At 45.2% G+C, this 23247-nt stretch carries 19 protein-coding genes; 13 read left to right on the top strand and 6 right to left on the bottom strand.

What is annotated here, in order from left to right; genetic code table 11:
* Nucleotides 1-97: 97 nt before the first annotated feature.
* Nucleotides 98-1435, bottom strand: a complete 1338-nt coding sequence (purB, locus tag Q1V85_RS10245) for an adenylosuccinate lyase (protein ID WP_300599555.1) — start codon at nt 1433-1435, stop codon at nt 98-100.
* Between the two features lie 79 nt (nt 1436-1514).
* Here purB and Q1V85_RS10240 point away from each other — a divergent pair, with 79 nt between their 5' ends.
* On the top strand, nt 1515-2288 hold the full coding sequence (locus tag Q1V85_RS10240; RefSeq protein ID WP_300599554.1) for a menaquinone biosynthetic enzyme MqnA/MqnD family protein: 774 nt from the start codon (nt 1515-1517) through the stop codon (nt 2286-2288).
* A 41-nt stretch (nt 2289-2329) separates the two neighbouring features.
* Here the strand turns inward: Q1V85_RS10240 and Q1V85_RS10235 are convergent, their stop codons facing one another.
* Entirely contained in the window at nt 2330-3211 is an 882-nt protein-coding gene (locus Q1V85_RS10235; protein WP_300599552.1) for an AraC family transcriptional regulator, read from the bottom strand.
* 106 nt (nt 3212-3317) lie between these two features.
* Here Q1V85_RS10235 and Q1V85_RS10230 point away from each other — a divergent pair, with 106 nt between their 5' ends.
* Both Q1V85_RS10230 and Q1V85_RS10225 read left to right on the top strand, forming a co-directional pair.
* Nucleotides 3318-6485 carry a glycosyl hydrolase gene (locus tag Q1V85_RS10230; protein ID WP_300599551.1) on the top strand — a complete coding sequence of 1056 codons (3168 nt, stop codon included), beginning with the start codon at nt 3318-3320 and terminating at the stop codon, nt 6483-6485.
* A gap of 38 nt (nt 6486-6523) precedes the next feature.
* Nucleotides 6524-7957: an arabinose isomerase gene (locus tag Q1V85_RS10225; protein ID WP_300599550.1), complete on the top strand. Its 1434-nt coding sequence runs from the start codon at nt 6524-6526 to the stop codon at nt 7955-7957.
* A 19-nt stretch (nt 7958-7976) separates the two neighbouring features.
* Here the strand turns inward: Q1V85_RS10225 and Q1V85_RS10220 are convergent, their stop codons facing one another.
* Together Q1V85_RS10220 and Q1V85_RS10215 are read right to left on the bottom strand one after the other, a co-directional pair.
* Entirely contained in the window at nt 7977-8828 is an 852-nt protein-coding gene (locus tag Q1V85_RS10220) for a glycosyltransferase (protein WP_300599548.1), read from the bottom strand.
* A gap of 37 nt (nt 8829-8865) precedes the next feature.
* On the bottom strand, nt 8866-9609 hold the full coding sequence (locus Q1V85_RS10215; protein ID WP_300599546.1) for a class I SAM-dependent methyltransferase: 744 nt from the start codon (nt 9607-9609) through the stop codon (nt 8866-8868).
* A 614-nt stretch (nt 9610-10223) separates the two neighbouring features.
* Between Q1V85_RS10215 and rfbF the strand changes: the two genes are divergently transcribed.
* The 7 genes from rfbF (at nt 10224) to Q1V85_RS10180 (ending at nt 17012) form a co-directional block, all read left to right on the top strand.
* Entirely contained in the window at nt 10224-11000 is a 777-nt protein-coding gene (gene rfbF, locus Q1V85_RS10210; RefSeq protein WP_300599543.1) for a glucose-1-phosphate cytidylyltransferase, read from the top strand.
* On the top strand, nt 10985-12067 hold the full coding sequence (rfbG, locus tag Q1V85_RS10205; protein WP_300599541.1) for a CDP-glucose 4,6-dehydratase: 1083 nt from the start codon (nt 10985-10987) through the stop codon (nt 12065-12067). The genes rfbF and rfbG overlap by 16 nt, the downstream gene beginning before the upstream one ends.
* Nucleotides 12064-12588, top strand: a complete 525-nt coding sequence (gene rfbC / locus Q1V85_RS10200) for a dTDP-4-dehydrorhamnose 3,5-epimerase (protein WP_300599539.1) — start codon at nt 12064-12066, stop codon at nt 12586-12588. Before rfbG ends, rfbC begins: the two co-directional genes overlap by 4 nt.
* Nucleotides 12589-12598: 10 nt before the next feature.
* Entirely contained in the window at nt 12599-13825 is a 1227-nt protein-coding gene (locus Q1V85_RS10195) for a class I SAM-dependent methyltransferase (RefSeq protein ID WP_300599537.1), read from the top strand.
* Nucleotides 13822-14667, top strand: coding sequence for an NAD(P)-dependent oxidoreductase (locus Q1V85_RS10190; protein WP_300599535.1), 846 nt, complete (start codon nt 13822-13824; stop codon nt 14665-14667). The genes Q1V85_RS10195 and Q1V85_RS10190 overlap by 4 nt, the downstream gene beginning before the upstream one ends.
* A 178-nt stretch (nt 14668-14845) precedes the next feature.
* Entirely contained in the window at nt 14846-15832 is a 987-nt protein-coding gene (locus Q1V85_RS10185; RefSeq protein WP_300599533.1) for a glycosyltransferase, read from the top strand.
* A 43-nt stretch (nt 15833-15875) separates the two neighbouring features.
* Nucleotides 15876-17012 (top strand): glycosyltransferase family 1 protein, encoded by a 1137-nt coding sequence (locus Q1V85_RS10180; protein WP_300599531.1) that lies wholly within the window; start codon nt 15876-15878, stop codon nt 17010-17012.
* A gap of 142 nt (nt 17013-17154) precedes the next feature.
* On the opposite strand, the gene Q1V85_RS10175 is transcribed toward Q1V85_RS10180, so the two are convergent.
* Both Q1V85_RS10175 and Q1V85_RS10170 read right to left on the bottom strand, forming a co-directional pair.
* Nucleotides 17155-18291 (bottom strand): glycosyltransferase family 4 protein, encoded by a 1137-nt coding sequence (locus tag Q1V85_RS10175; protein ID WP_300599529.1) that lies wholly within the window; start codon nt 18289-18291, stop codon nt 17155-17157.
* On the bottom strand, nt 18288-20789 hold the full coding sequence (locus tag Q1V85_RS10170) for a YfhO family protein (RefSeq protein ID WP_300599527.1): 2502 nt from the start codon (nt 20787-20789) through the stop codon (nt 18288-18290). Before Q1V85_RS10170 ends, Q1V85_RS10175 begins: the two co-directional genes overlap by 4 nt.
* 129 nt (nt 20790-20918) lie before the next feature.
* Between Q1V85_RS10170 and Q1V85_RS10165 the strand changes: the two genes are divergently transcribed.
* From Q1V85_RS10165 to carA, 3 genes are all read left to right on the top strand, one after another.
* Nucleotides 20919-21203: a hypothetical protein gene (locus tag Q1V85_RS10165; protein ID WP_300599525.1), complete on the top strand. Its 285-nt coding sequence runs from the start codon at nt 20919-20921 to the stop codon at nt 21201-21203.
* A complete protein-coding gene (locus tag Q1V85_RS10160) occupies nt 21203-22003 on the top strand; it encodes a queuosine precursor transporter (RefSeq protein ID WP_300599523.1) in 801 nt (266 codons plus the stop codon). Before Q1V85_RS10165 ends, Q1V85_RS10160 begins: the two co-directional genes overlap by 1 nt.
* A 75-nt stretch (nt 22004-22078) precedes the next feature.
* Nucleotides 22079-23188, top strand: coding sequence for a glutamine-hydrolyzing carbamoyl-phosphate synthase small subunit (carA, locus tag Q1V85_RS10155; protein WP_300599521.1), 1110 nt, complete (start codon nt 22079-22081; stop codon nt 23186-23188).
* Nucleotides 23189-23247: the final 59 nt, after the last annotated feature.

Genomic DNA, 23247 nt, shown 5'->3' with positions numbered 1-23247 from the left:
ATGCCGCCTCAATGACTGTTGAAGCGGCATGCCGGAAAATGGTTTTGTGGATCAAACGCCGGTCACTTCATTATGAAGCTACCAGCCCAATAGGACCTTAATATTTAGCCACGATCCCCGTATAATTATGCGGAGTGATCTGCCGGAGTTCCTTTTTAAGATCTGCCGATATTTTTAAACCCTTTATAAATTCATGGATGGCCATCTTGGTAATGCCGGCCTTGCCCCTGGTTAATGCTTTTAACGCTTCATACGGGTTGGGATATTTTTCCCGGCGCAGGATGGTTTGTATTGCCTCTGCTACTACCGCCCAGTTATCCTCCAGGTCCTGTTTCAGTTTGGCTTCATTCAAAACCAGTTTCCCCAGCCCTTTTTCAATGCTTTTAATAGCGATCATAACATGCGCCACCGGCACACCTATATTCCTTAAAACAGTGCTGTCGGTAAGATCGCGCTGTAAACGGCTCACCGGTAATTTGGCGGAGAGATGCTCCAGCAATGCATTTGCAATGCCCAGGTTACCTTCTGCGTTTTCAAAATCGATCGGGTTTACCTTATGCGGCATTGCAGAAGAGCCTACTTCACCGGCCTTTGTTTTCTGCTTGAAATAATCCATGCTGATATAGGTCCAGATGTCGCGGCAAAGATCCAGCAGGATCGTATTCAGCCTTTTGATTGCGTCAAAATGCGCCGCCAGGTTATCATAATGCTCAATCTGGGTAGTGTATTGCATCCGTTGTAAGCCCAGTACTTCATCTACAAACTCATTTCCGAATTTGATCCAGTCTACCTTGGGATAGGCTACATGGTGCGCATTAAAATTACCGGTAGCCCCGCCAAACTTAGCGGCAAAAGGGATGTAGGAAAACTGCTGCACCTGGTTATCGATCCGCTCTACAAAAACCATAAACTCTTTACCCAGTTTCGTAGGTGAGGCCGGCTGTCCATGGGTTTTAGCCAGCATAGACACATCGCTCCATTGTTTTGCCAGCGCTTTCAGATGCGACTGAAGGTTTACATAAGCCGGCATCAGCTCCTGCTCCATACTGCCTTTCCACAGCATGGGAATGGCCGTATTGTTTACATCCTGTGAAGTAAGGCCGAAATGGATCCATTCCTTTGCCTCCTTTGCATCGGTTTTATCCAGTTCCGCTTTCAGGAAATATTCCACCGCCTTTACATCATGATTTGTTGTTTTTTCAATCTCCTTGATCGCTTTTGCCTGATCTGTGCTAAAATTTTCAATTACAGCCCGCAGGTGTTTTTTGGCGGGGGCAGATAATTTCAGAAACTTTTTTTCCGCCAGGAAAAAAAGATACTCGATCTCCACGATCACACGGTACTTGATCAATGCATACTCGCTGTAATATTCCTGCAGTTGCTGTACCTGTTTATGATAACGGCCGTCTACCGGAGAAATTGCTGTTAAAGACATACTTAAGGTTTAATGTTCAAGGTTCAAGGTTCAAGGTTTAACGTTAAACTTTGAACATTAAACCCCAAACAAACTAAATTTGCACAAAAATAAAGGATTCGGCGTGGAAGAAAAGATAAGAGTTGGAATAATTAATTACCTCAATACAAGACCTCTTTTATACGGTTTACAGTTTCCCCCTATCACCGAAAAGATCGACCTGATCGAAGATGTACCCGCGAAACTGGCGGAATTGCTGCTGAATGACCAGATTGATATAGGATTGGTTCCGGTGGCCATTACGCAAAAACTGCCACAATACTATATTAACGGCAATTATTGCATTGGTGCCATTGGCGATGTAGCCTCTGTTTGCGTATTCAGCCAGGTTCCGCTGGAGCAGGTAGAAAAAATTTACCTGGATTATCAAAGCCGGTCATCGGTAGCATTATGCCGCTGGCTGATCAAAAACCACTGGAAGATCCGGCCGGAGATCGTAGATGCCCGCAGCGAATCTTTCGTGGACGAAATAAAAGGGACCACAGCCGGTTTGATCATCGGCGACCGCGCCTTACAACAGCGTCCTAAATTTGAATACATTTATGACCTGGCCGGGGAATGGAAAAATGCTACCGGCCTGCCCTTTGTTTTCGCCGCCTGGGTAAGTACCCGGAAGCTGCCGGATCATTTTATAGCGGAGTTTGACAAAGCCAATGCCTACGGTCTGGACCATTTGGATGAAGTGATTGCACGGATACCGGAGGGAATCTACGACCTTAAAAAATATTATTCACAGGACCTGAGCTATACACTTGACGAAGAAAAGCGCAAAGGCCTGGACCGGTTTTTAAAGATCCTTTCTGCACCGGTATAACGGTACCTGTTTTACAAACCTGTTGGGTAAAATCGCTGCGCCTATAACAGAAACTTCTTCTTAAAATGATTGGGAGCATCCCCCGTTTTTGCCTTAAAAATCTTGGAGAAAGAATAAGCAGATTCAAATCCCAGTTGATCTGCGATCTGTTTAACGGAAGCATCCGAATGCAGCAGCAATGCCTTTGCCTTATTCAGTTTCAACTGCAAAAAGTACTGGTGCGGAGACATCCCGGTATATAACTTGAAGGCTTTTCTGAATGAGGAATAACTGATACAAAAATCGCCCGCCAGTTTTTCAAACGACAGGTACGAATGGATATGGGCATGCATAACAGACATGGCCTGGTTGATCAGCTCCTCGTGTTTGTGCTTTTTATCAAAGTTCAATTGTTTTGACAGCGAAAAAATTTCACCAAACAGGTGCAGCAGCATCCCCGACACCAGTTGCTGATACCCCGTTTTCTCCAATCGCGTTTCCTCAATCACATCGGTAAATAAACGGATCACCGATTCGTTGCTGCCCAGGTAATAAGCAGGCGATTCCTTAGGAAAAAAATGGTGCTTGCAGATTTGTTGCAGAATATTGCCCTTACAACCGATCCAGTATTCTTCCCAGCCTGTATCCTCATCGGGTTTAAACCGATGCCATTCATAGGGATACAACATCAGTAAGGTTCCGGATTTTACAGGCATCAGCGCACAGCTTTTCGATTCAAAAACGCCCGTTCCGTTTAATATATAGATCAGTTGAAATTCATCAAGAATACGCCCTTCCTCCCAGTTGAAATAATGATGTGAGGGATGATCTGCGGGCGGGTAACGCTGCGATTTTGCAATCTTTGTACATCCGGCGTTTACAATATATAAACCCCAGCTTTTATCCACATTGCTGGTTGGAAGATATTTATAATAGTTGTTCATGGATGCTCAAATTTATCAAAAAATACAGGTCAAAGGTCATTTTTGATATTGACTTTGATGAGCAAAATTCAGGACTTTTGCAGTACCGTTAAAAGACCGGTGTTCAATGATTGCTATAAAAACAAATCGCGGAAAAAGAGCGGCAACTGTGGTATCCGCCCTGCTGCTCTTTCTGAGCCTTACGGCCGGCATACATGCCCAATCCCTGATAAAACCAGCGCCTCCTGTTACCTTCTCAACCATTCTCCGAAATTTCTCCAATCCCGGTAAAGAATTTCAAACAGCTCCGCTTTGGGTATGGAATACAAAGGTGACCACCGCAATTATTGATTCCATGTTGGTGGAGTTTAAGGCCAATGCCTTCGGCGGCGTATTTATACATCCCCGTCCCGGCCTCATTACCGAATACCTTGGTGAAGAATGGTTATCGTTGTACAAACATGCGGTTCAAAAAGCTGCAGAACTGGATATGCATGTATGGATCTATGATGAAAACTCCTATCCTACAGGATTTGCCGGAGGATTGGTGCCAGACCAGATGCCCGAATCTTATAACCAGGGGCAGATGCTTCAATTATTTAAATCCGATACCGTCCCCCATGACAAGACCTCTTTTTTTATTTGTTTAAAAAAAGAGGGCGACCGGTTCACAGATATTACAGCCACTGCAACACAGCCAGCCGGAGAAAAAGGCAGTTATTACCTGTTCCGCAAGCTGAGTTACACCAACCAGGCCGGTATGGTAGGACCGCCCAATTATCCATTGGTAGACCTGCTGGTAAAAGGTGTTACTGAAAAGTTTATCGATGTAACCTTTGGTCCCTATAAAAAGGCATTTGGAAGTGCGTTTGGCAAAACCGTTCCTGGTACTTTCTCCGACGAACCCAGCATTCCCACCCATGGCAGCCAAACCATAAGATGGACGCCGGATCTTTTTGCGGTGTTCAGGAAAAAATGGGGATATGACCTGGTGCCACACCTGCCTTCTCTTTTTGAAGAAACCGGCAACTGGCAGAAAATACGGCACAATTACCAGGAAACACTGTTGCAGTTATTTATCGACCGGTGGTCGAAACCGATGCAGGCTTTTACTCAAAAAAATCACCTGAAATGGACCGGACACTATTGGGAACACGGTTGGCCCGATCCCGGTGAAGGCCCCGATAATATGGCCATGTATGCCTGGCATGATCAGCCCGGTATCGACATGCTGTTTAACCAGTTTAATGAAACCAGTCCCAATGCACAATTTGGAAATATCCGTTCGGTGAAAGAGTTATCCAGTGTCGCCAATCAATTGGGCAAAAAGCGTACACTTTGCGAAACCTATGGCGGAGCCGGATGGGATTTAACCTTCAGGGATCTGAAGCGGCTGGGCGACTGGCAGGCCGCACTGGGTGTTAATTTTATGAACCAGCACCTTTCCTGGATGAGCATGGCCGGAGTGCGGAAATATGATTATCCGACAACCTTTTCCTATCAGAACTCCTGGTGGCCTTATTATAAACCACTCAATGAATATTTTGCCCGGCTATCCTATGCGCTTTCCCGTGGCATTCAAAAAAATACGGTATTGGTCCTTGAGCCTACCTCCACCGCATGGATGTATCACAGCCGCGTTAAGAGCAACGATCGCTTTTTTGAAACCGGCAACCGGTTCCAGGCATTTGTTACACAACTGGAAAAGGCGCAGGCCGAATATGACCTGGGCTCTGAGAATATCATCAAAGACCATGGCTCTGTAGCCAAAAATCAATTCAGGATTGGAAATGCCGGGTATACAACCGTGGTTATTCCCCCCGGAATGGAAAACATTAACCGGTCAACCTATCTCCTCTTAAAGCAATTTATTGCCAATGGCGGCCGGCTGATACTCTTTCATCCGCTAACCCGTATCGATGGTACGCCCATGCAATCTTCGGAACAATTCGCTGCCAACCAGCAGAACATTGTCGCTTATCCACAGCCGGACCCTCCGGTTATAGAGCAGATATTCCGGTCCGACGCTTTCTACATCCATATGGCCACGCCTGTTACAGAACAAGGCAGCCTCCTGCATCACCGGCGCATCGTCAGTGATGGTCAGCTACTATTTTTATCCAATGCAAATCTTACGCAGACCGCTGCAGGCTATGTGGAAGCAGCCGGAGATAAATTTATATTCCTGATGGACCTCCATACCGGTGCCATTCTGAAATACCCTAAAACCCAAAACCAGCACCGCACCCGTTTTTTATTTGATGTGCCTCCTGCCGGCAGTATCCTGTTATTTATCGCTGACAAAGAGCAAAAAGCCACTGGTGTTTACGATCCCATTCAACATAAAAAAGAGATCAATGGGAGCAATATAATAGTGCAACGTCCTGCAGAAAACACCCTGATGATCGACTTCTGCGATCTTCAGGTTCGCAATACGGAGGTGAAGGACCTGCATGTAAAAGATGCCACCCAACGGGTATTTCAGCAAAACGGTTTTCCCGGAGATCCCTGGGACCACCAGATGCAATTCAAAACCCAGTTTGTACAGCGGGATACCTTTTCCCGGGGCTCCGGCTTTACAGTATCGTATCATTTCCTGGCAGACAAAGATGTGGATACCAAAAACTTCAGGGCCGTTATTGAACAGGGACACTTATGGAACACTATCCGGATCAATGGCCAGCCGGTGCAAGCAGGCACCGGCTGGTGGCTTGACCGTTCGTTTACGGTATTGCAGGCAGGTCCCTATCTGAAACCGGGAAATAACACCATTTCACTGACCATTGACCCCATGCGCATATATGCAGAAATAGGTCCGCTTTTTATCCTGGGCAACTATAACCTGGAGTCGGCTGCAAAGGGATGGAAGCTTGTTAAGCCCCGGGCACTGACTGCCGGAAGCTGGAAAAACCAGGGCTTGCCCATGTACGGGCATACGATTGTTTACCAAAGGACCTATTCCCTGAACGAAGCAGGCCGCTATTTGCTGCAGCTGGACTCGCTGAAGGCATCCGTGGCAGAAATATTCGTAAACGGACAGCAGGCCGGAATGATATATGCGGCGCCTTATCAGCTTGAAATATCAAAACTGATAAAAAAAGGAACAAATACCATTGAGGTAAAAGTCGTGGGCAGTTTACGCAACCTGATGGGGCCGCATTATAAAACGTACCGGCAGGGGTATACCGGTCCCGACAGCTGGAACGGCATCCCCACCTATCCCCCGGGCAACAGCTATATTCTGTTCGACTATGGGCTCGGCAACATCCGCCTGTTCCGGAGTACACAGGATTAAACCGCAAATTTTATTTAATAGATCATTATAAGAAACACATGCAAACAACTGGTTTAAAAATCGGATTAATGGGTATTGGCCTGGATGCTTATTGGGAGCAGTTTGAAGGATTGCGGCAGCGGCTGGAAGGGTATCTTCAGCTGGTTGAAGAACGCATCAGGAAGATTCACCCAACAGTGGTCAATGCCGGATTGGTTGACACTGTAGATAAGGCCTTCGCCACCGGCAGCCGGTTCCGGCAGGAAGAAGTGGATCTGATCTTTCTTTATGTAACCACTTATGCCCTCTCTGCTACTGTGTTGCCGGCCGTACAGCGTACCAAAGTGCCGGTTATTATTTTAAACCTTTCTCCCGGCCCTCAAATGGACTATGCGGCTTTTAATGCGATGAATGACCGCACAAAAATGACCGGTGAATGGCTGAGCTGGTGCTCCCCCTGTCCGGTGCCGGAAATCGCCAATGTGTTTAAACGAACCGGTATCCGGTTTTACCAGGTAACGGGCATGTTGCAGGAGGATGACAGCTGCTGGAATGAAATAAATGAATGGGTAGAAGCAGCGAAAGTAGCCCACACAATGGCACATAACCGGTTGGGTTGCCTGGGACATTATTACAGTGGCATGCTGGATATTTACACCGATCTTACCCAGCAATATGCGGTCTTTGGCGGGCATATCGAATTACTGGAGGTAGATGAACTTTCAGCGCTCCGGAAAACAGTTGCTGAAAAAGAAATCAGGGAACGGATCCGGCTCTTTCAGGACCTGTTCGATGTTCAACCCGATTGCCCCGAAGCTGAGTTATACCGCGCTGCCTGTACATCCATCGCAATGGAGCTGCTTGTATCGAAGTATCAATTGGGCTCTATCGCGTATTATTATAAAGGAACCGGAAATACAGAAAACGAAGATACCATTAGCTCCATCATCCTGGGCAACTCCCTGCTTACAGCCAACGGCATTCCCGTAGCCGGAGAATATGAAATCAAAAATGCCCAGGCCATGAAGATCATGGATAGTTTTGGAGCAGGCGGGTCGTTTACAGAATACTACGCCATCGATTTTAAAGAGGATGTGGTATTAATGGGCCACGACGGGCCGGGCCACCTTGCCATCGCCGAAGGCAAAACAAAGGTACGCCCCCTGGGAGTTTACCATGGCAAAGTGGGTAAAGGATTATCTGTAGAAATGAGTGTTAAACATGGCCCCGTAACCCTGCTGTCTGTAGTGGAGGCTACGGAAGGAAAACTGATGCTATTGGTAGCTGAAGGAGCATCTGTAGCAGGACCCGTTTTGCAGATCGGCAACACCAATAGCCGCTACCGGTTCCCTTCCGGAGCAAGAAATTTCATTAATAACTGGAATGCCCATGGCCCGGCCCATCATTGTGCGGTTGGTGTTGGACATATAGCCTCCAGGATTAAAAAACTTGGAAAGCTTTTAAATATGGAGGTAGTCGTTATAGAGACATAGGAATGGTACCGGTCACAGATTAGTTGAGCGGCTGCCTTCCCATCCTTCCTGTCCGGAAATCTTTCCGGGCTTTCAGGATGGCTTTTAGCACGCGCCTTTTTTCCGATCCGTAAAAAAGATGATTCTTGATGCGGTTGTACAAATCCTTTTTGAGAAGGGCAAACGCTTCAGGAAAATCCATGCCGTATATTTTGGAGAGATACAGAAAATTCCGGTACATATAATACAACCGGAAAGGCGCATGCAACGTGCGACTGGTTTTCTGCAGGTTTTTTAGTGAGCGCACCGTATGTTTTGTTCCCAGGTTATGATTGAGATAAATTCCGGTGAAGCAGAGTGTTTCAAAGCCCCGTTTGGCAGCCTGAAAACAGTAGGCATGATCCACACCATCTATAAACAACTGCTCATCAAAGCCTCCTATTTGCCCGGCAAGGTGCAGGTTTACCATACTTCCCGATGTAATCAGCAACCGTGATGGTTTAAATACCGTTGAAGGCGGTTGCGGGGCTCTTTCAGTTTCAACCCCAAACATGGCTACGGTTTCCAGCTTTTCAAAATGCTTAATATTGGAAATATATTGCTGCAGCTGCTCTTTGTCAAAACGGGAATCCTGGTCCATTGTCAGCAACCAATCAAAATCTTCATCAGCAGCCCTGGTTACTGCCGCATTTAGCCTTGTCGCAATCCCCCGGTTCACCCCGTCAGCGATAAGGATAATTTTGGGATCCTGACTGATTTCCTGCGGAAAAGAATAGGAGGGCTCGCTGTTATCAAAAATATAAAGCCGATCCATTTCGTTCAGATAAGTTGCGATATTACCCCAAAAATCATTTCCGGGAAAATAGGTAATCACAACCGCTGCAAACTTCATATTCCTTATGCTTATATGCGTTACACTGAAACAGCTTTTATGATCGTTTTCCCGAGATCAGTTTCTTAATCTGACCAGTAATTGATTTTTTTTGTCCAAACACCGCATAATCACCAATCGTGATTGTTTCATCGCCTTTAAAAAGATTGCGCGGCTCATTAACGGTTCCTTTCAGATAAACTACGATCGAATTATAATAGTGAATCCCCCAAACAGATGTGGTAATTTTATTAAACATCTGCTGACGCCGCCTTTTTTTTGCAAACCATCCGTGAAGGTTATCGATATGCCGTTTACTAAACTCGATAAAGGTGCCGGTCTTTCTTAAACCACCTCCATAATTCTTATAATAGGAAGTGTGCAGGTCCTCACACATATAGATACCGTTATTCTTTACATGATCAAAAAGCACATTAAAGGTAGTGATCTGTTGTTTCATGGTATGTCCTCCGTCATCCAGCAGAATATCAATGGGAGGAATGGATTTTTTTACAGATTCCAGGAACTCCGGATCTTCCTGCGAACCAATGAATATTTTTACATTCTCACGTTCAAATCTTTTGCACTGAGGATTCACATCAATGGCATATATTTTCACCTTATCGCCAAAATATTGCTGCCAGAACTGAAGCGATCCACCGTGCGAAATGCCGATCTCCAGGAATACGAATTCTTTATTTCTATATGGTGCAAAGTAATAGTCGTAAACATCAATATAATTATCCCATTTATTTAAAAGGGGTCCCGAATAATTTTCAAATATATGTTGAATACTTTCCATGAATATTTTATGACTTTATTGGCGGTAAAGATAAGCATAACCGGCTAATTGGCAAGAAGCCCAAAGCGCTGTTGGCTCGCTGTCCAAAGCCTTATCCAATATTTTTGATAAAAAATCCACCTGCGCTCCATAAGCATACACTTCCTGGTCTCCAGCTGCAGACCTTTGACGAAAAGCGAACCACAAGGCTCACAGGCAGTGGATCAGGTTCCGCATTACTATAACATGGCATTGTAATCCATCGGAGATAACTTTAACAGCATTTTACGGGTGCGCCCGGTGTTATACGTTCTGAAATTGCCACCGGCGCAGGTATAACAAACCGGTAAAAAGCAGTTGATTTTGAGTTTTATACCGGTGCCAGTCTTAGAAAATGTTCAGCAATACGCCGCAAGTGCCGCCACTATTGGCCGATACCCTGTCCGGTCGTCTCAACCTATCTCGGCAAAGGCACCTGGATTCGCGGAAAACTTTATATAAAAAGGCATCATCAACTCCGTATTCACAGGTATTACATTTAAAACGTCATTTTTTATATTAAATGTGAAATCTAATGAATTTGACCGTAAGAACAATTATTTTTGTTCCAATACTCAGGCTAAATCAGCATCAATATGAAAGTGGTCATTTTTGCGGGAGGATTGGGTACCCGTTTGTCGGAAGAAACCGACGTGCGCCCCAAACCAATGGTAGAGATCGGCGGAAAGCCGATCCTGTGGCATATTATGAAAATTTACAGCCATTACGGGTTTAATGAATTCATCGTATGCCTGGGTTATAAGGGATATATCATTAAAGAATATTTCACGCAATATTTCCTGCACAATGCAGATCTTACTGTGGATCTCGCTAATAATTCGATTGCCTACCATGCCAGCTCCAGCGAGCATTTTAAAGTAACCCTGGTAGAAACAGGCGCGCTTACCAAAACTGCGGGCAGGTTACAGCAGGTGCAAAAATACATTGGCAACGAGGACTTCATGCTCACTTACGGTGATGGAGTCAGTGATGTAAATATTTCGCAGCTGCTCGATTACCACAAACAACACAATAAGATTGCTACTGTTACAGCCGTGCAGCTGGATTCGCGCTTTGGAGGACTTGAGCTGGATGCTGATGACAACGTATCTGCGTTCCGGGAAAAAGCCAAAGATGAAGGCAAATGGATCAATGGTGGCTTTTTTGTTTTGAAGCCGGAAGTATTCAACTATCTCAGCGGTAATATGAACAACATGATGTGGGAAGATGAACCACTGGAACAATTAGCCAATGATGCGCAGCTTGCCGCTTTTAAGCATATGGGCTTCTGGAAACCAATGGACGCATTACGGGATAAGATCGAACTGGAAGACATGTGGAAAAACAATAATGCGAAATGGAAAGTGTGGTAAACAAAGCAACCTTATCGGCAGGTTATTCGGGAAAAAAAGTGTTTATCACCGGGCATACCGGGTTTAAAGGCACCTGGTTATCCCTATGGTTAAAGGAATTGGGCGCCTGTGTAAACGGCTATGCGCTTTCCCCGGAAAATGAACAATGTATCTTCAATGTAACGCAGCCCTATACAACCGGCAATAGCATTATTGCTGATATTCGTGACAAAAGCCGGTTATCCGAAGCGATAGAGGCTTTTCAGCCGGATTATATATTCCATCTGGCCGCACAGCCACTCGTACGCAGGAGTTATGAAATTCCTGCGGAAACATTTGAGGTAAATGTTGCAGGAACAGCCAATCTTCTTGAAGCCGTGCAAAAAGTGAAAGGGAAATGTACCGTGCTTGTGATCACCACCGACAAAGTCTACGAAAACAAAGAGCAGCATATTCTTTATACAGAGGAGGATGCCCTGGGAGGATATGATCCATATAGTGCCAGCAAGGCCTGTGCTGAGTTAGTGGTTGGATCTTTCCGCAATGCCTTTTTCAATACCGCAACCTATGCAGATCATCAAAAAGCCCTTGGTGTTGTAAGAGCCGGTAATGTAATCGGTGGCGGCGACTTCAGTAAAGACCGCATTATTCCGGATCTTGTAAACGCCTTAAAAGCGCAGCAGGAGATTATTGTACGTAACCCGGCAGCTGTACGACCCTGGCAGCATGTACTGGAGCCACTGGGCGGCTACCTGTTGCTGGCCGAAAAATTGCATAATGATCTTTCCTATAGCGGCGCCTGGAATTTTGGTCCGGAACCGGCAGATCATCTTACGGTGGAGCAATTGGTTACGCATGCCATTGCTACCTGGGGAAGCGGCAGTTGGAAAGATGGCAGCAACCCCATGGCTCCGCATGAAGCACATCTGTTACAGCTAAGCATCAACAAGGCAAAACAGCAGTTAAACTGGCTGCCCAAATTAAATGCAGCCGCAGCCATTAACTGGACCATTGAGTGGTACCGGCAACCGGTTGCAGATGCAGCGGCCTTTACTATCAACCAGATTAACCGGTACATGGCGTTATGACATTTACACCTACTTCTTTACCCGGCAGTTTTTTAATTACTCCCAAAGTCCTTGGAGACCACCGGGGTTGGTTTATGCGTACCTTTAGTAAAGACAGCTTCGCCGAAATTGGTCATAACAAAGAATGGGTGCAGATGAATCATTCTTATACAGCCTTAAAAGGAACGGTTCGGGGAATGCATTTTCAGCAACCGCCTCATGAAGAAATTAAGCTGGTACGGTGTATTGCAGGTATTGTATACGATGTAATGGTTGATCTCCGGAGCAACTCAGCAACGTATTTACAATGGTTTGGCGCCGAAATTTCGGCCGCCAACAAGCAAATGATTTACATACCCGAAGGATTTGCACACGGGTTTCAGGCACTGACCGATGATGTAGAACTGGTATACTGTCATTCAGCCTTCTATACGCCGGCAGCGGAATCCGGAGTCCGGTATAACGATCCTAAAATAAATATACAATGGCCGCTGACACCCATTGAATTATCCGCGCGTGATCAGCAGCACCCGTTATTATAAAAGCAACACAATGAATTGCAGATTTTGTAAAACTGAACTGAACAATGTATTTATAGATTTGGGAAACTCCCCTGCCTCCAATTCCTTTTTAACAAAGGAGGCATTAAATGAGCCCGAAACCTTTTATCCGTTAAAAGTGTATACCTGTCCTTCCTGTTTCCTGGTACAGGTAGATGAATATAAAAAATCCGATGCCATCTTTGACAGCAGCTATGTTTACTTTTCCTCCTACTCTACCAGTTGGCTTTTACATGCAAAGGCTTATGTAGAAAAGATGCAGCAGCGATTTCATTATACCGAAGATTCCCTGGTTATTGAAATCGCCAGCAATGACGGCTACCTGCTGCAATACTTTAAAGAAAAGAAAATACCTGTATTAGGCGTAGAGCCTACAGCGAATACTGCAGCAGTCGCTGCTGAAAAAGGAGTTCCTTCTGTAGTGGATTTTTTTGGAGTACGCCTTGCCAGTCAGTTGGCTGCTGAAGGGAAAAAAGCAGACCTGTTATTGGGCAATAATGTGCTGGCCCATGTTCCGGACATTGTAGATTTTGTGGGAGGCATGAAACTTTTGTTAAAAGATACAGGCGTGATTACCATGGAGTTTCCACACCTCATGCAGCTGGTAGATAATAACCAGTTTGATACCATCTATCACGAGCATTTCTCTTATCTGTCATTTTATACCGTTAAACAGATATTTGAAGCAGCCGGTCTTGAGCTTTTTGATGTAGAAGAATTGCCCACGCATGGCGGATCACTCCGGATCTATGCCCGGCACCAGGAAGATCTGACAAAGCCGGTTACGGATCAGGTAGCTGCATTACTGGCGAAAGAAAAACACAAGGGCATGCAGGATTTGCCATACTATGCCGGTTTTCAGCAGAAGGCCTTTACCATTAAAAAAGAGTTATTACAGTTTTTACTGGATCAGAAAAAATCAGGGAAAACGGTTGCAGCCTATGGTGCTGCAGCCAAAGGGAATACGTTGTTAAACTATTGCGGCATCAAGAGCGATTTCATCGATTTTGTAGTGGATGCCAACCCGCATAAACAACACAAGTTCCTTCCAGCCAGCCATATTCCGGTGGTGGAAGAAGCCCACTTAAAACAGGCCAGGCCCGACTATGTACTGATTTTGCCCTGGAACCTCAGGGAAGAAATCACCAAACAATTAGCGTATATTAAAGACTGGGGCGGGCAATTTGTTACGGCCATTCCCGCGCTGCAAATAACATGAAAAAAATACTGGTTACAGGAGCCACGGGGTTCATCGGCAGATACGTTATTCAATCGCTGCTCAAGCAGGAGGTGATGATCATTGCCAGCTCGCGCAGCATCAGCCCCACCGGCATTTTCAATCACCCCAGGATACAGGTGAAAAACTTTGACCTGCATCAGCAGCAAAAGTCTCATAATTTATTTGAATATTTTGAACAACCGGATGCGCTCATTCACCTGGCCTGGGAAGGATTGCCCAACTATAAACAGGCATTTCATATCGAAAAAAATCTTCCCGCACATAAGCAGTTTCTATACAACCTGATCGAAAATGGCCTGACCGACATCACCGTTTCGGGTACCTGTTTCGAATATGGGATGCAGGAAGGAAGTCTGAATGAAAGCATGCCCGCGCTCCCCGGAAACTTTTATGCACAGGCAAAGGATGCCTTGAGACAGGCGCTGGAACTTTTCCGGCAGAAGCAACACTTTTCATTGAAATGGATACGTCTTTTTTACATGTACGGCGAAGGTCAGCACCCGCAATCGCTCATTCCGCAACTGGACGCAGCCCTGGAAAAAGGAGCACTTATTTTCAACATGAGTGGTGGTGAACAAACCCGGGATTTCATGCCCGTAGAAAAAGTGGCCGCAGCAATTGTAAAAATTGCCCTGCAGAAAAAAGTTGAGGGCATTATCAATGTATCCAGCAACACTCCAATTACAGTAAAGCAATTTGTTTTAGACCATCTGCGTTCTAAAAACAAAGATATCCGGCTGAATTTAGGGTTTTACCCCTATCCCGATTTTGAGCCCATGCATTTTTGGGGAGATAACAGTAAATTAAATTCAATCAAATAACAGCGCAGACAAACCCGTTACCGGTATGGGGATATCTTCATAATATCCGGCGCTATGTGACGCCATTCTAAAACAATTGAGTTTTAGGTTTGCTGATGCTTTATTAAATTTATTTGCAATTGCAGCGCATTTATTCCGCCAATCTTCATAAGGTTGGCTGATTTATTTATATTGCATTGTGAAATCCTATTCAATTATATTACCGGTTCGAAATGGCGGAAGCTATGTGAAGGAATGTATCGGGAGCATTTTAGCGCAAACATATACGGATTTTGAGCTGATTATTCTGGACAATAACAGCAGCGATGGCACCACTGCCTATATCGAATCTATAAAGGATAACCGCATTGTTCATCTGAGATCAGACAAAGACCTGTCTATGCCCGAAAACTGGAAACGGGCTCTGACCGTTTCTACAAAAGAATACATTACTTTTATCGGGCATGATGACCTGTTATATAAAGACTATCTGCAGACCATGCACCAGCTTATCCGGAAATATCCGGACGCCTCCATCTACCAAACGCATTTTAATTACATAAATGCAACGGGCCTTTCTATCCGGCCTTGCCAGCCAATGCCCGAGACAATGGATATAAAAGCGTTTTTGGAAGGCGAATTCAGACAAACAATTGATAGCATGGGCACAGGTTACATGTTCCGGGCTACTGATTTTATACAATGTGGAGGTTTTGATACAGGCTATCCGAACCTGCTTTTTGCCGATTACCAGTTATTTGCCGAGCTTACCACTCAGTCCTTTATGGCAGTTTCCCCTGCTACCTGCTTTGCCTACCGGCTGCATACCAGCCTTTCTATCAGCACCGGCGTGGATCTTTACAGGCAAGCATTTGGACGCTACATTTCTTTTTTAAACAGACTTAAAGAAGAAAGCGTCCTTGCGAAACAGGCTATAAAGAACCAGGGAGCCGGTTTTTTATATTTTTACTGTCGTAGTTTGAGCCACCGCCTGGCAAAAGCCCCCCTCAAAAAACGATATACCACTGGTAAATTCGTACGTGCATGCAGGCAATACGCCCGGTTGCTGGGTTTAGCGAAAAAATTTAAGCCATACCGGGATCCAACCATACTCCTTGCAGCTCTGCTGGATTCTAATCTACTTACAGGGAATTTATACCGGTTGCTGCGCCGGTCATCCCGCTAAAAGGAAAATGAAACGCCTGGCTCAGGATCTGTATTTTTGACATATGAATATTGCTGTTAATTGCTGGAATCTCCGGAATAAAAATATAGATGGTATCGGAAACGTTATTATCGAAACCATCTCAAGGCTCATCCGGCAGCATCCGGAAATCCACTTTCAGTTGCTGTGTGATAAAAACTTTGACGGAACCTATTTTGATTTCCCCAATGCCCGGAAACACTATATATTTCCCCCGTATCGCCATCCCCTGCTATACATGCTTTACCTGGAGGTGCAACTGCCCGCTTTCTTAAAAAGAAACAATACAGATCTATTTATAGGCATGGATGGAATGATCAGCCTGCGCGCAAACTCCAAACAGATCTCCGTTATTCATGATCTTAACTTCGAACATAACCCCAAAGATCTTTTGTTACGAAACCGGCTGTATTACCGTTTCTTTTTTAAACGATTTGCCCAAAAGGCTACCCGTATTGTTGCAGTATCTGAGTATACTAAAAAAGATATTGTAACACGCTATCATATCGATCCGGAAAAGATCGACGTGATGTACCTGGGAGCAAAAAATATTTTCCATCCGCTGACAACGAATGAAATTCAGGTTGTAAGAGACACGTATTCTAACGGGTTCCCCTACTTTTTCTTTGTAGGCTCCATGCATCCTCGTAAAAACATTCCTCGCCTTTTAGCGGCGTTCGAAATATTCAAAAATACAACGGGCAGCCGTACAAAATTAATCCTTGCAGGTAACCTTCAATGGAAAACGGAGGCCTTGCAAAACGTTCTTCAATCCCTGCAGCACAAGACAGATATCCTCTTTACAGGGAGGGTTAATGACGCAGAACTGAGCCAACTCCTTGCGGCCAGTCAGGGGCTTGTATTTGTTCCTACATTTGAAGGATTCGGATTACCAATCATTGAGGGTTTCCAGGCTGGTGTGCCGGTGATCTGCTCTAATACGACCTCCATGCCTGAAGTGGCCGGGGAAGCAGCGCTGCTGGTAAATCCGTTTAACGTAGAAGAAATAGCCACTGCTATGGCACGCATAGATACAGATAGAACGTATAGAACCGCTTTCGTTGAAAAAGGGTACCTGCGCAAAACTGCATTTAACTGGGATCAAAGCAGTTTACAGCTCTACACAAGCATTATGAGCATTTTAAAAAATAAGAAAAATTAAGCGCTAATAATAAAGTAAAAAGGCCATATACAATTATCGCATATTGGTTATTACCGAAACTGTAATTCTGTTCACTGTAACACCACAAATTGCGCTACGCTTTAAGCTGGAACTCACCTTGTGATTATGCTATTTCCAATGATCAAACCTTTATCTTTTCAATTGCTTCGATCGCCCGCTGCGCAATTTTGTCCCAGCGGAAATAATCATAAAATGCCTCCGGTATCGCGCTGTTTTGTATCTCAAGCACTGAAACCATTTCCCTCACGAATTGTTCATCATCCCTGTCAGGAACCACCCTTAGATGCGTTCCGGCCAGCGCTTCCGGAATACCAAAAGCCCCTTTTTCATACGATACTGCAGGCGTATTGCTACCCAATGCTTCAACAAGCTTGGTTTTTATTCCCCCGCCTTCTGCCACCGGGTTAAGAAAAAGATCCGCCGCTGAAAAATAAAGCTGAATATCTTCCACAAATCCCCGGTACAGGATATCCTTTTTTTCCTGTTCTTTCACTTCCGGTATAAGTGCGTCAGGAAGGCCCTTCCCGCAGATGAGGATCTTATAGGGTTTTGAGTATTGTTGTCTTAGGAGCGGATTGATGGATCGCAAAATAATGATTACGGCATCCAGGTTAGGAGGGTAATTGAGCGTTCCATTAAAAAGAATCAGACGCGTATTTATGTCAATGCCCAATTCATTGCACAAAATGCGCTTAGCCTCCCGTTTTGTTTCCGCAGCAATATGTGTAAGTTCGATGCCATAGGGCAAAACGATACATTTTTCCGGCAACAACTGATATTGCTGCAATGCAAAGCTGCGATCTTCCTCAGAAATAAAAAAGCTCAGGTTCGCCACTTGATGTACTTTCTTTTCATAGCGAAACAGCCACTTCCACCACTTTTTTTTCAGATCCCTGAAACGCAACGCTTCGATATTGTGAGAGTGTACAATAATCTTTACACCGACCAGCCGCTGCAACAGCATCCCCAGCCATCCAAAATACGGATGTTCCAGTATCAGGTAACGGATCTCCTGTTCTTTTAGAAAACGCCGCATCTTGAAAAAAAGCAGCGGATTTATGTAGCGGAATTTATTCCGGCTGCTTCCCAACAAAGGAATCGTACTACATAGTGCTCCCAGTTGCTCATTTTCCGTAACGGTTAAACAGGTCAGTGTTCCATATGCAGCAAGGTTTTTTAAAAAATAGTAGACCCCCTTTTCCCCACCTGTTACCGGAGGAACGATCTTATACGGAACCAAGGAAGCTATCTTTATCAAGCCGCTGTTGTATTTTTCGTTTTATGGTCCACCCACCATTGCATTCCAAAACCGCCCAGCACCAGTATTACCACCAGGATGGAACTGATATATGAAATAGTGATCCCCTTTTTAACGGTTTGCGGTTCAAACGCCAGCTTTACCATATGTTTTCCTGCGGGAACTGTGATACCACGCATAAAATAATTGGTTTTGACGATCGCTGTTTCTTTTCCATCAATGGTTGCCTTCCAGCCGGCAGGGTAATATACTTCGCTGAAAACAGCAAACTGGGGTGTATTACTGGTGGTTGTATACTCAATTTCATCATTGGTATACTTTGTAAGTGAGATGCGGGCAGTGGTATCGGCCTGCACCGCTCCGATGGTAGCTACCGCTGCCTGTGGTACCACCGCTGTGTCTTTCAGGTGCGTGCTGCCAACTGCCTGCAGTTCACTCGCTGCATCTGCTTCCGGTTTCAGCCCTTTTACAAACCAGGCGGCACCATACGCATCAGGATTGGGAATGGTAGCCAATTGTCCCTGCTGGTTCTGGGTAATGATATATTTTGTATCCAATGCATTCAACAATTCCTGCGATGGCTGACCACTGCTGAGATAACGTTCTATCACATCCTGGTAAATGCGCAGTTTGGCAGCATGATAGCCCAATACAGAACGATGATAATAGGATGTATGATTCCCCATTCCTTCGGCAAAATTCAGCACCCGGAAATGTGGGTCTTTATCCTGGAGGATCTGCTCATCGGCCGGCGTTTTTGCAAACGCCATTGTATCTCCACTTTCCTTGGGAACATACATTTCATCCGGCAGGTATTTCTTATCAACCGACCAGAGATCTATAAAAACAACAAGCCCTAAAATAACCGTTGCGATAGCCGGCTTCAGTGTATTTTTAAGATAGAAATAAAGAACGCCCAGCAGCAGTGCCATAAATGCCACTGTGCGTAACAATTGACCGCCAAACAGGGACTGCCGGTCGGCCTTCAGGCCTGCTAATACTGCAGGGTACAGGCTGGGATTTGATTTATCAAAACCACCACCGGTAAGCATGGTTTCCGCCAGGCCTGGAGTATAGCTTTGTCCCAGGTATATCAAAATGATCAGCCCTGCCAGTCCTCCCATAACATACAGGATCTGTTTGAAATGCTGTTTTAAAACGTCCTTTCCATCCACTGAAAAAAACAGTTTTTGCACCGTAATAACAGCCATTACAGCAAGCGTTAGTTGTGGAATGACCAGGGCCATGGAAGGCGCCCTGAACTTATTATACAAAGGCAGGTTATGTAACAGGAACAAATTTACTCCCGGGAAAAAGCTTCCCCAACTCATGATAATGCCCATTACCGTTGCAGCCAAAAGGCCCCATTTTAACGGTCCCTTTACGATCACAAAACCGATCAGCGCCAACAAACAGATAATAGCTCCAACATAAGGTGGGCCATTTGTACCTACTTCAGTTGCGTTGATCATTCCCCCCCAATAAATGGGCAAATTGGCCAGCTGCGCAGCGGTTTGAGCCGGCACGCCTTGCTCCGACAATTTTTCAATCACCTTAGACTCTTCCCCGATCACTGTTGTCCCATCTCCGATGCTGGCCCCTCCTACTGCTTTTGGCATTAACAACACCAGGGGTTCCTGCATCCGCATACTATAAGAGAAAGCATAGTCCTCATCCAGTCCGGAGGTTTTGGTGTTGATTACCTTGTCTCCTTTTATCTCTACCGCTTTTCCGCCACGCATGGTAAACTCCGTATACTCTTTGGTGGTGGCATAGCTCAGGTAATAAGCGCCCAGTCCCACCAGGGCGGCGATCCCGCTCAGTACCACAGCGATGCCGATGTGTTTAAAGTCCTTCTGACGGATCCATTTCACCAGGTAAAAGATTGTCACAAACGCAGCGATGATGAAAAAGTAATAGTTGATCTGCGGATGGTTCGACATCAGTTCCTGGTAAGCGCCCAATGTAGCCACGGCCAGTCCGATCCAATACCGCTTGTTAAAGATCAGCAGCAGGCCGGCCAGCAACAACGGCATAAAGCCGATCGCATACATCTTGGTTTCATGTCCAACCTGAAGGATTACCGGGTTATAGGTAGCGAACCCGTAGGCCAATGCACCTAAAACAGCCGTCAGCGGGTTCAATCTCATGGCCAGGGCCAGGATATAAAAACAGATGCAGGCAATGAACAGGAAATTTGCAGGATTGGGCAACCCCAAACCAAAGATCTTTGTAAGATTAGGCAGTACAGACTTCCCCTCCATGTAGATCTGGTAATTGGGCATTCCGCTAAACAAGGCCGTATTCCAAAGGGGAGCCTTCCCGGTTTTTGCTTTTACATCCAAGGCGTTTTGAGCGGCGCCTTTCCAGCCTACAATATCATGCTGGTTCAGCACATTGCCTTCCAGAACCGGCTTACAGAAAACAAGTGATACCACAGCAAAGATGACAATGGCAATCACATGCGGAACAACTTTTTTTACCCAATTATTTTTCATTTCTACCCTTGTTTATTAGCAGATGTTTGTGGCTTACCCGTTTTACTATGAAGCTGTATACCATGATGATAAACCAAAAACCTGGCATATATTTGGGCAAAATAATGCTATTTTATAAGAAATCAGCTTATGCGTTGGTTAATATTTTTGTCAAGAGTGGCGTTTTTATGCGGTATCATGGTGATCCTGGCACTTTCACTCCTTTATAATGAATGGAACAAAGGGGAAACGATCAGCAGCGCCATCATCACCTCGGGGTATGTACTGGGAATGATCGTCATTCCATTAATCAACCTGATCTACCTCATCTGCTGGATCGCGGGTAAAAAACCCGGTACCATTGTGCCCCGGTGGTTAATTCTTTTTAATGTGGCTTCCCTCCTGCTTATTTTTGTCTATATATTCCTTATTTAATGATTCATACAATTACCAAAAATAAACCAACCCGGCTTTTTATACTGCTGGGATGTTTTTTTGTTGCCAATGCCATTATCGCCGAAGTGATCGGGGTTAAAATCTTCTCCCTCGAAAAAACGATCGGTGTTTCCCCCTTTAACCTGAACCTGTTTGGCAATGCCTTCTCCTTTAATCTAACGGCAGGCGTACTGCTATGGCCGGTTGTATTTATTATGACGGATATTATTAATGAATACTACGGCATGAAGGGGGTCCGTTTTCTTTCCTTCCTCGCCGCGGGGCTGATCGGTTATACCTTCCTGATGTTCCAGGGCGCCATTTTTCTTACACCGGCCGATTTTTGGGTTTCCAACTTTACTAAAAATAATGTACCCAATGCCGATCATGCCTACCGGGTAATGCTGGGACAGGGGTCCTGGATCATTATCGGATCGCTCAGTGCTTTTTTACTGGGACAGATCCTGGACGTGGCGGTCTTTCACCGTATCAAAAAAGTTACGGGTGAAAAAGCTATCTGGCTTCGAGCTACCGGCTCCACCCTGATTTCCCAGTTAGTAGACAGCTTCCTGGTGCTTTTTATTGCATTTTATATCGGTCCCCGGGTTTCTTCCAACCAGGGTGAGCCCTGGAGTTTGGTGCTCGTGCTCAGTATTTGTGTAGGTAACTATATTTATAAGTTCATTGTAGCAATCGTGATGACGCCGGTGATCTATTGGGTACACAACGCCATTGAAAAATACCTGGGATCGGATCTGGCCGCCCGGATGAAACAGGATGCCATGGAAAAGGGATTATAAATTGAAAATTATACATTCAAAATCAGAAATTTTCTTTTATCTTCGCGTGATTTTTTAAATTTATAATAAATATAAATGTCTGATAATCAATCTCCAGCAATTTTATTATTAGAAGATGGAACCATCTGCAGTGGTAAGGCCTTTGGCGCTATCGGCACCACCACCGGTGAAATCTGCTTTAATACCGGTATGACCGGATACCAGGAAGTGTTTACCGACCCCAGTTACTACGGCCAGATCGTGATCATGAATGCCGTACACGTGGGAAATTATGGGGTGATCGATGAAGATGTAGAATCGGACAGTGTAAAGATCCTGGGGGTGATCGCCAAGAATCTGAATGAAAATTATTCCCGTAAGCGGGCCGGCGGCTCACTGGATGCATACCTGAAACAAAACAATATTGTTTCAATTCATGATGTGGATACCAGGGCCCTGGTGGCACATGTGCGTACCAAGGGGGCTATGAACTGTATCATTTCTTCCGAGATCTTTGACGTGGAAGTATTAAAAAAGCGGCTTGCTGAAGTACCTTCAATGGACGGGCTGGAACTGGCTTCAAAGGTTAGCACTCCGGAAGTTTATGAATCCGGCGACCCTCAGGCAGCAATCCGCATTGCCGTAATGGACTACGGGATCAAGCGCAATATCATCAAATGCATGACCGATCGTGGTGCTTTTGTAAAGGTATTTCCAGCCAAAACACCGTTGGCAGAAGTAAAGGCATTTAATCCAGACGGGTATTTTATTTCGAATGGTCCCGGCGACCCGGCGGCTATGGACTACGCCGTAGAGCAGCTGAAAGAGATCCTGAATGAAGGCAAACCAATGTTTGGTATCTGCCTGGGACACCAGCTGCTGGCATTGGCCAATGGTATCGCTACTTTTAAAATGCACCATGGCCACCGCGGGCTGAATCACCCGGTAAAAAACCTGGTAACGGGCAAATCTGAAATCACTACTCAAAATCACGGATTTGGAGTAGATCCGGAGTCTGTAAAGGCTTCCGAACTGGTAGAAATCACACATGTAAACCTGAATGATCAGTCCATCGAAGGCATCCGGATCAAAGGCAAACCGGCTTTTTCGGTTCAATACCACCCCGAAAGCACACCCGGTCCATATGATTCCCGGTACCTGTTTGATGATTTTATCAACCTGATCAAACAATCTAAAAATAATTAAAACGAGAACGCTCCGGAAACGGGGCGTTTCTTATTTAAGCTTGCAGGTGCTTATAGGAT

The organism is Niabella sp. (assembly GCF_030150205.1).
Classification (GTDB): Bacteria; Bacteroidota; Bacteroidia; order Chitinophagales; family Chitinophagaceae; genus Niabella.
The sequence above is the reverse complement of the archived record's forward strand: the minus strand, read 5'-3'. Positions and strand labels throughout refer to the sequence as shown.

What these genes read in the sequence shown, in the direction of transcription:
- purB (WP_300599555.1), bottom strand. Translation starts at nt 1,435, where the DNA reads ATGTCTTTAACAGCAATTTCTCCGGTAGACGGCCGTTATCATAAACAG.
- Q1V85_RS10180 (WP_300599531.1), top strand. Translation starts at nt 15,876, where the DNA reads ATGAATATTGCTGTTAATTGCTGGAATCTCCGGAATAAAAATATAGAT.
- rfbG (WP_300599541.1), top strand. Translation starts at nt 10,985, where the DNA reads ATGGAAAGTGTGGTAAACAAAGCAACCTTATCGGCAGGTTATTCGGGA.
- Q1V85_RS10235 (WP_300599552.1), bottom strand. Translation starts at nt 3,211, where the DNA reads ATGAACAACTATTATAAATATCTTCCAACCAGCAATGTGGATAAAAGC.
- Q1V85_RS10220 (WP_300599548.1), bottom strand. Translation starts at nt 8,828, where the DNA reads ATGAAGTTTGCAGCGGTTGTGATTACCTATTTTCCCGGAAATGATTTT.
- Q1V85_RS10225 (WP_300599550.1), top strand. Translation starts at nt 6,524, where the DNA reads ATGCAAACAACTGGTTTAAAAATCGGATTAATGGGTATTGGCCTGGAT.
- rfbC (WP_300599539.1), top strand. Translation starts at nt 12,064, where the DNA reads ATGACATTTACACCTACTTCTTTACCCGGCAGTTTTTTAATTACTCCC.
- carA (WP_300599521.1), top strand. Translation starts at nt 22,079, where the DNA reads ATGTCTGATAATCAATCTCCAGCAATTTTATTATTAGAAGATGGAACC.
- Q1V85_RS10165 (WP_300599525.1), top strand. Translation starts at nt 20,919, where the DNA reads ATGCGTTGGTTAATATTTTTGTCAAGAGTGGCGTTTTTATGCGGTATC.
- Q1V85_RS10160 (WP_300599523.1), top strand. Translation starts at nt 21,203, where the DNA reads ATGATTCATACAATTACCAAAAATAAACCAACCCGGCTTTTTATACTG.
- Q1V85_RS10230 (WP_300599551.1), top strand. Translation starts at nt 3,318, where the DNA reads ATGATTGCTATAAAAACAAATCGCGGAAAAAGAGCGGCAACTGTGGTA.
- Q1V85_RS10190 (WP_300599535.1), top strand. Translation starts at nt 13,822, where the DNA reads ATGAAAAAAATACTGGTTACAGGAGCCACGGGGTTCATCGGCAGATAC.
- Q1V85_RS10170 (WP_300599527.1), bottom strand. Translation starts at nt 20,789, where the DNA reads ATGAAAAATAATTGGGTAAAAAAAGTTGTTCCGCATGTGATTGCCATT.
- Q1V85_RS10215 (WP_300599546.1), bottom strand. Translation starts at nt 9,609, where the DNA reads ATGGAAAGTATTCAACATATATTTGAAAATTATTCGGGACCCCTTTTA.
- rfbF (WP_300599543.1), top strand. Translation starts at nt 10,224, where the DNA reads ATGAAAGTGGTCATTTTTGCGGGAGGATTGGGTACCCGTTTGTCGGAA.
- Q1V85_RS10195 (WP_300599537.1), top strand. Translation starts at nt 12,599, where the DNA reads ATGAATTGCAGATTTTGTAAAACTGAACTGAACAATGTATTTATAGAT.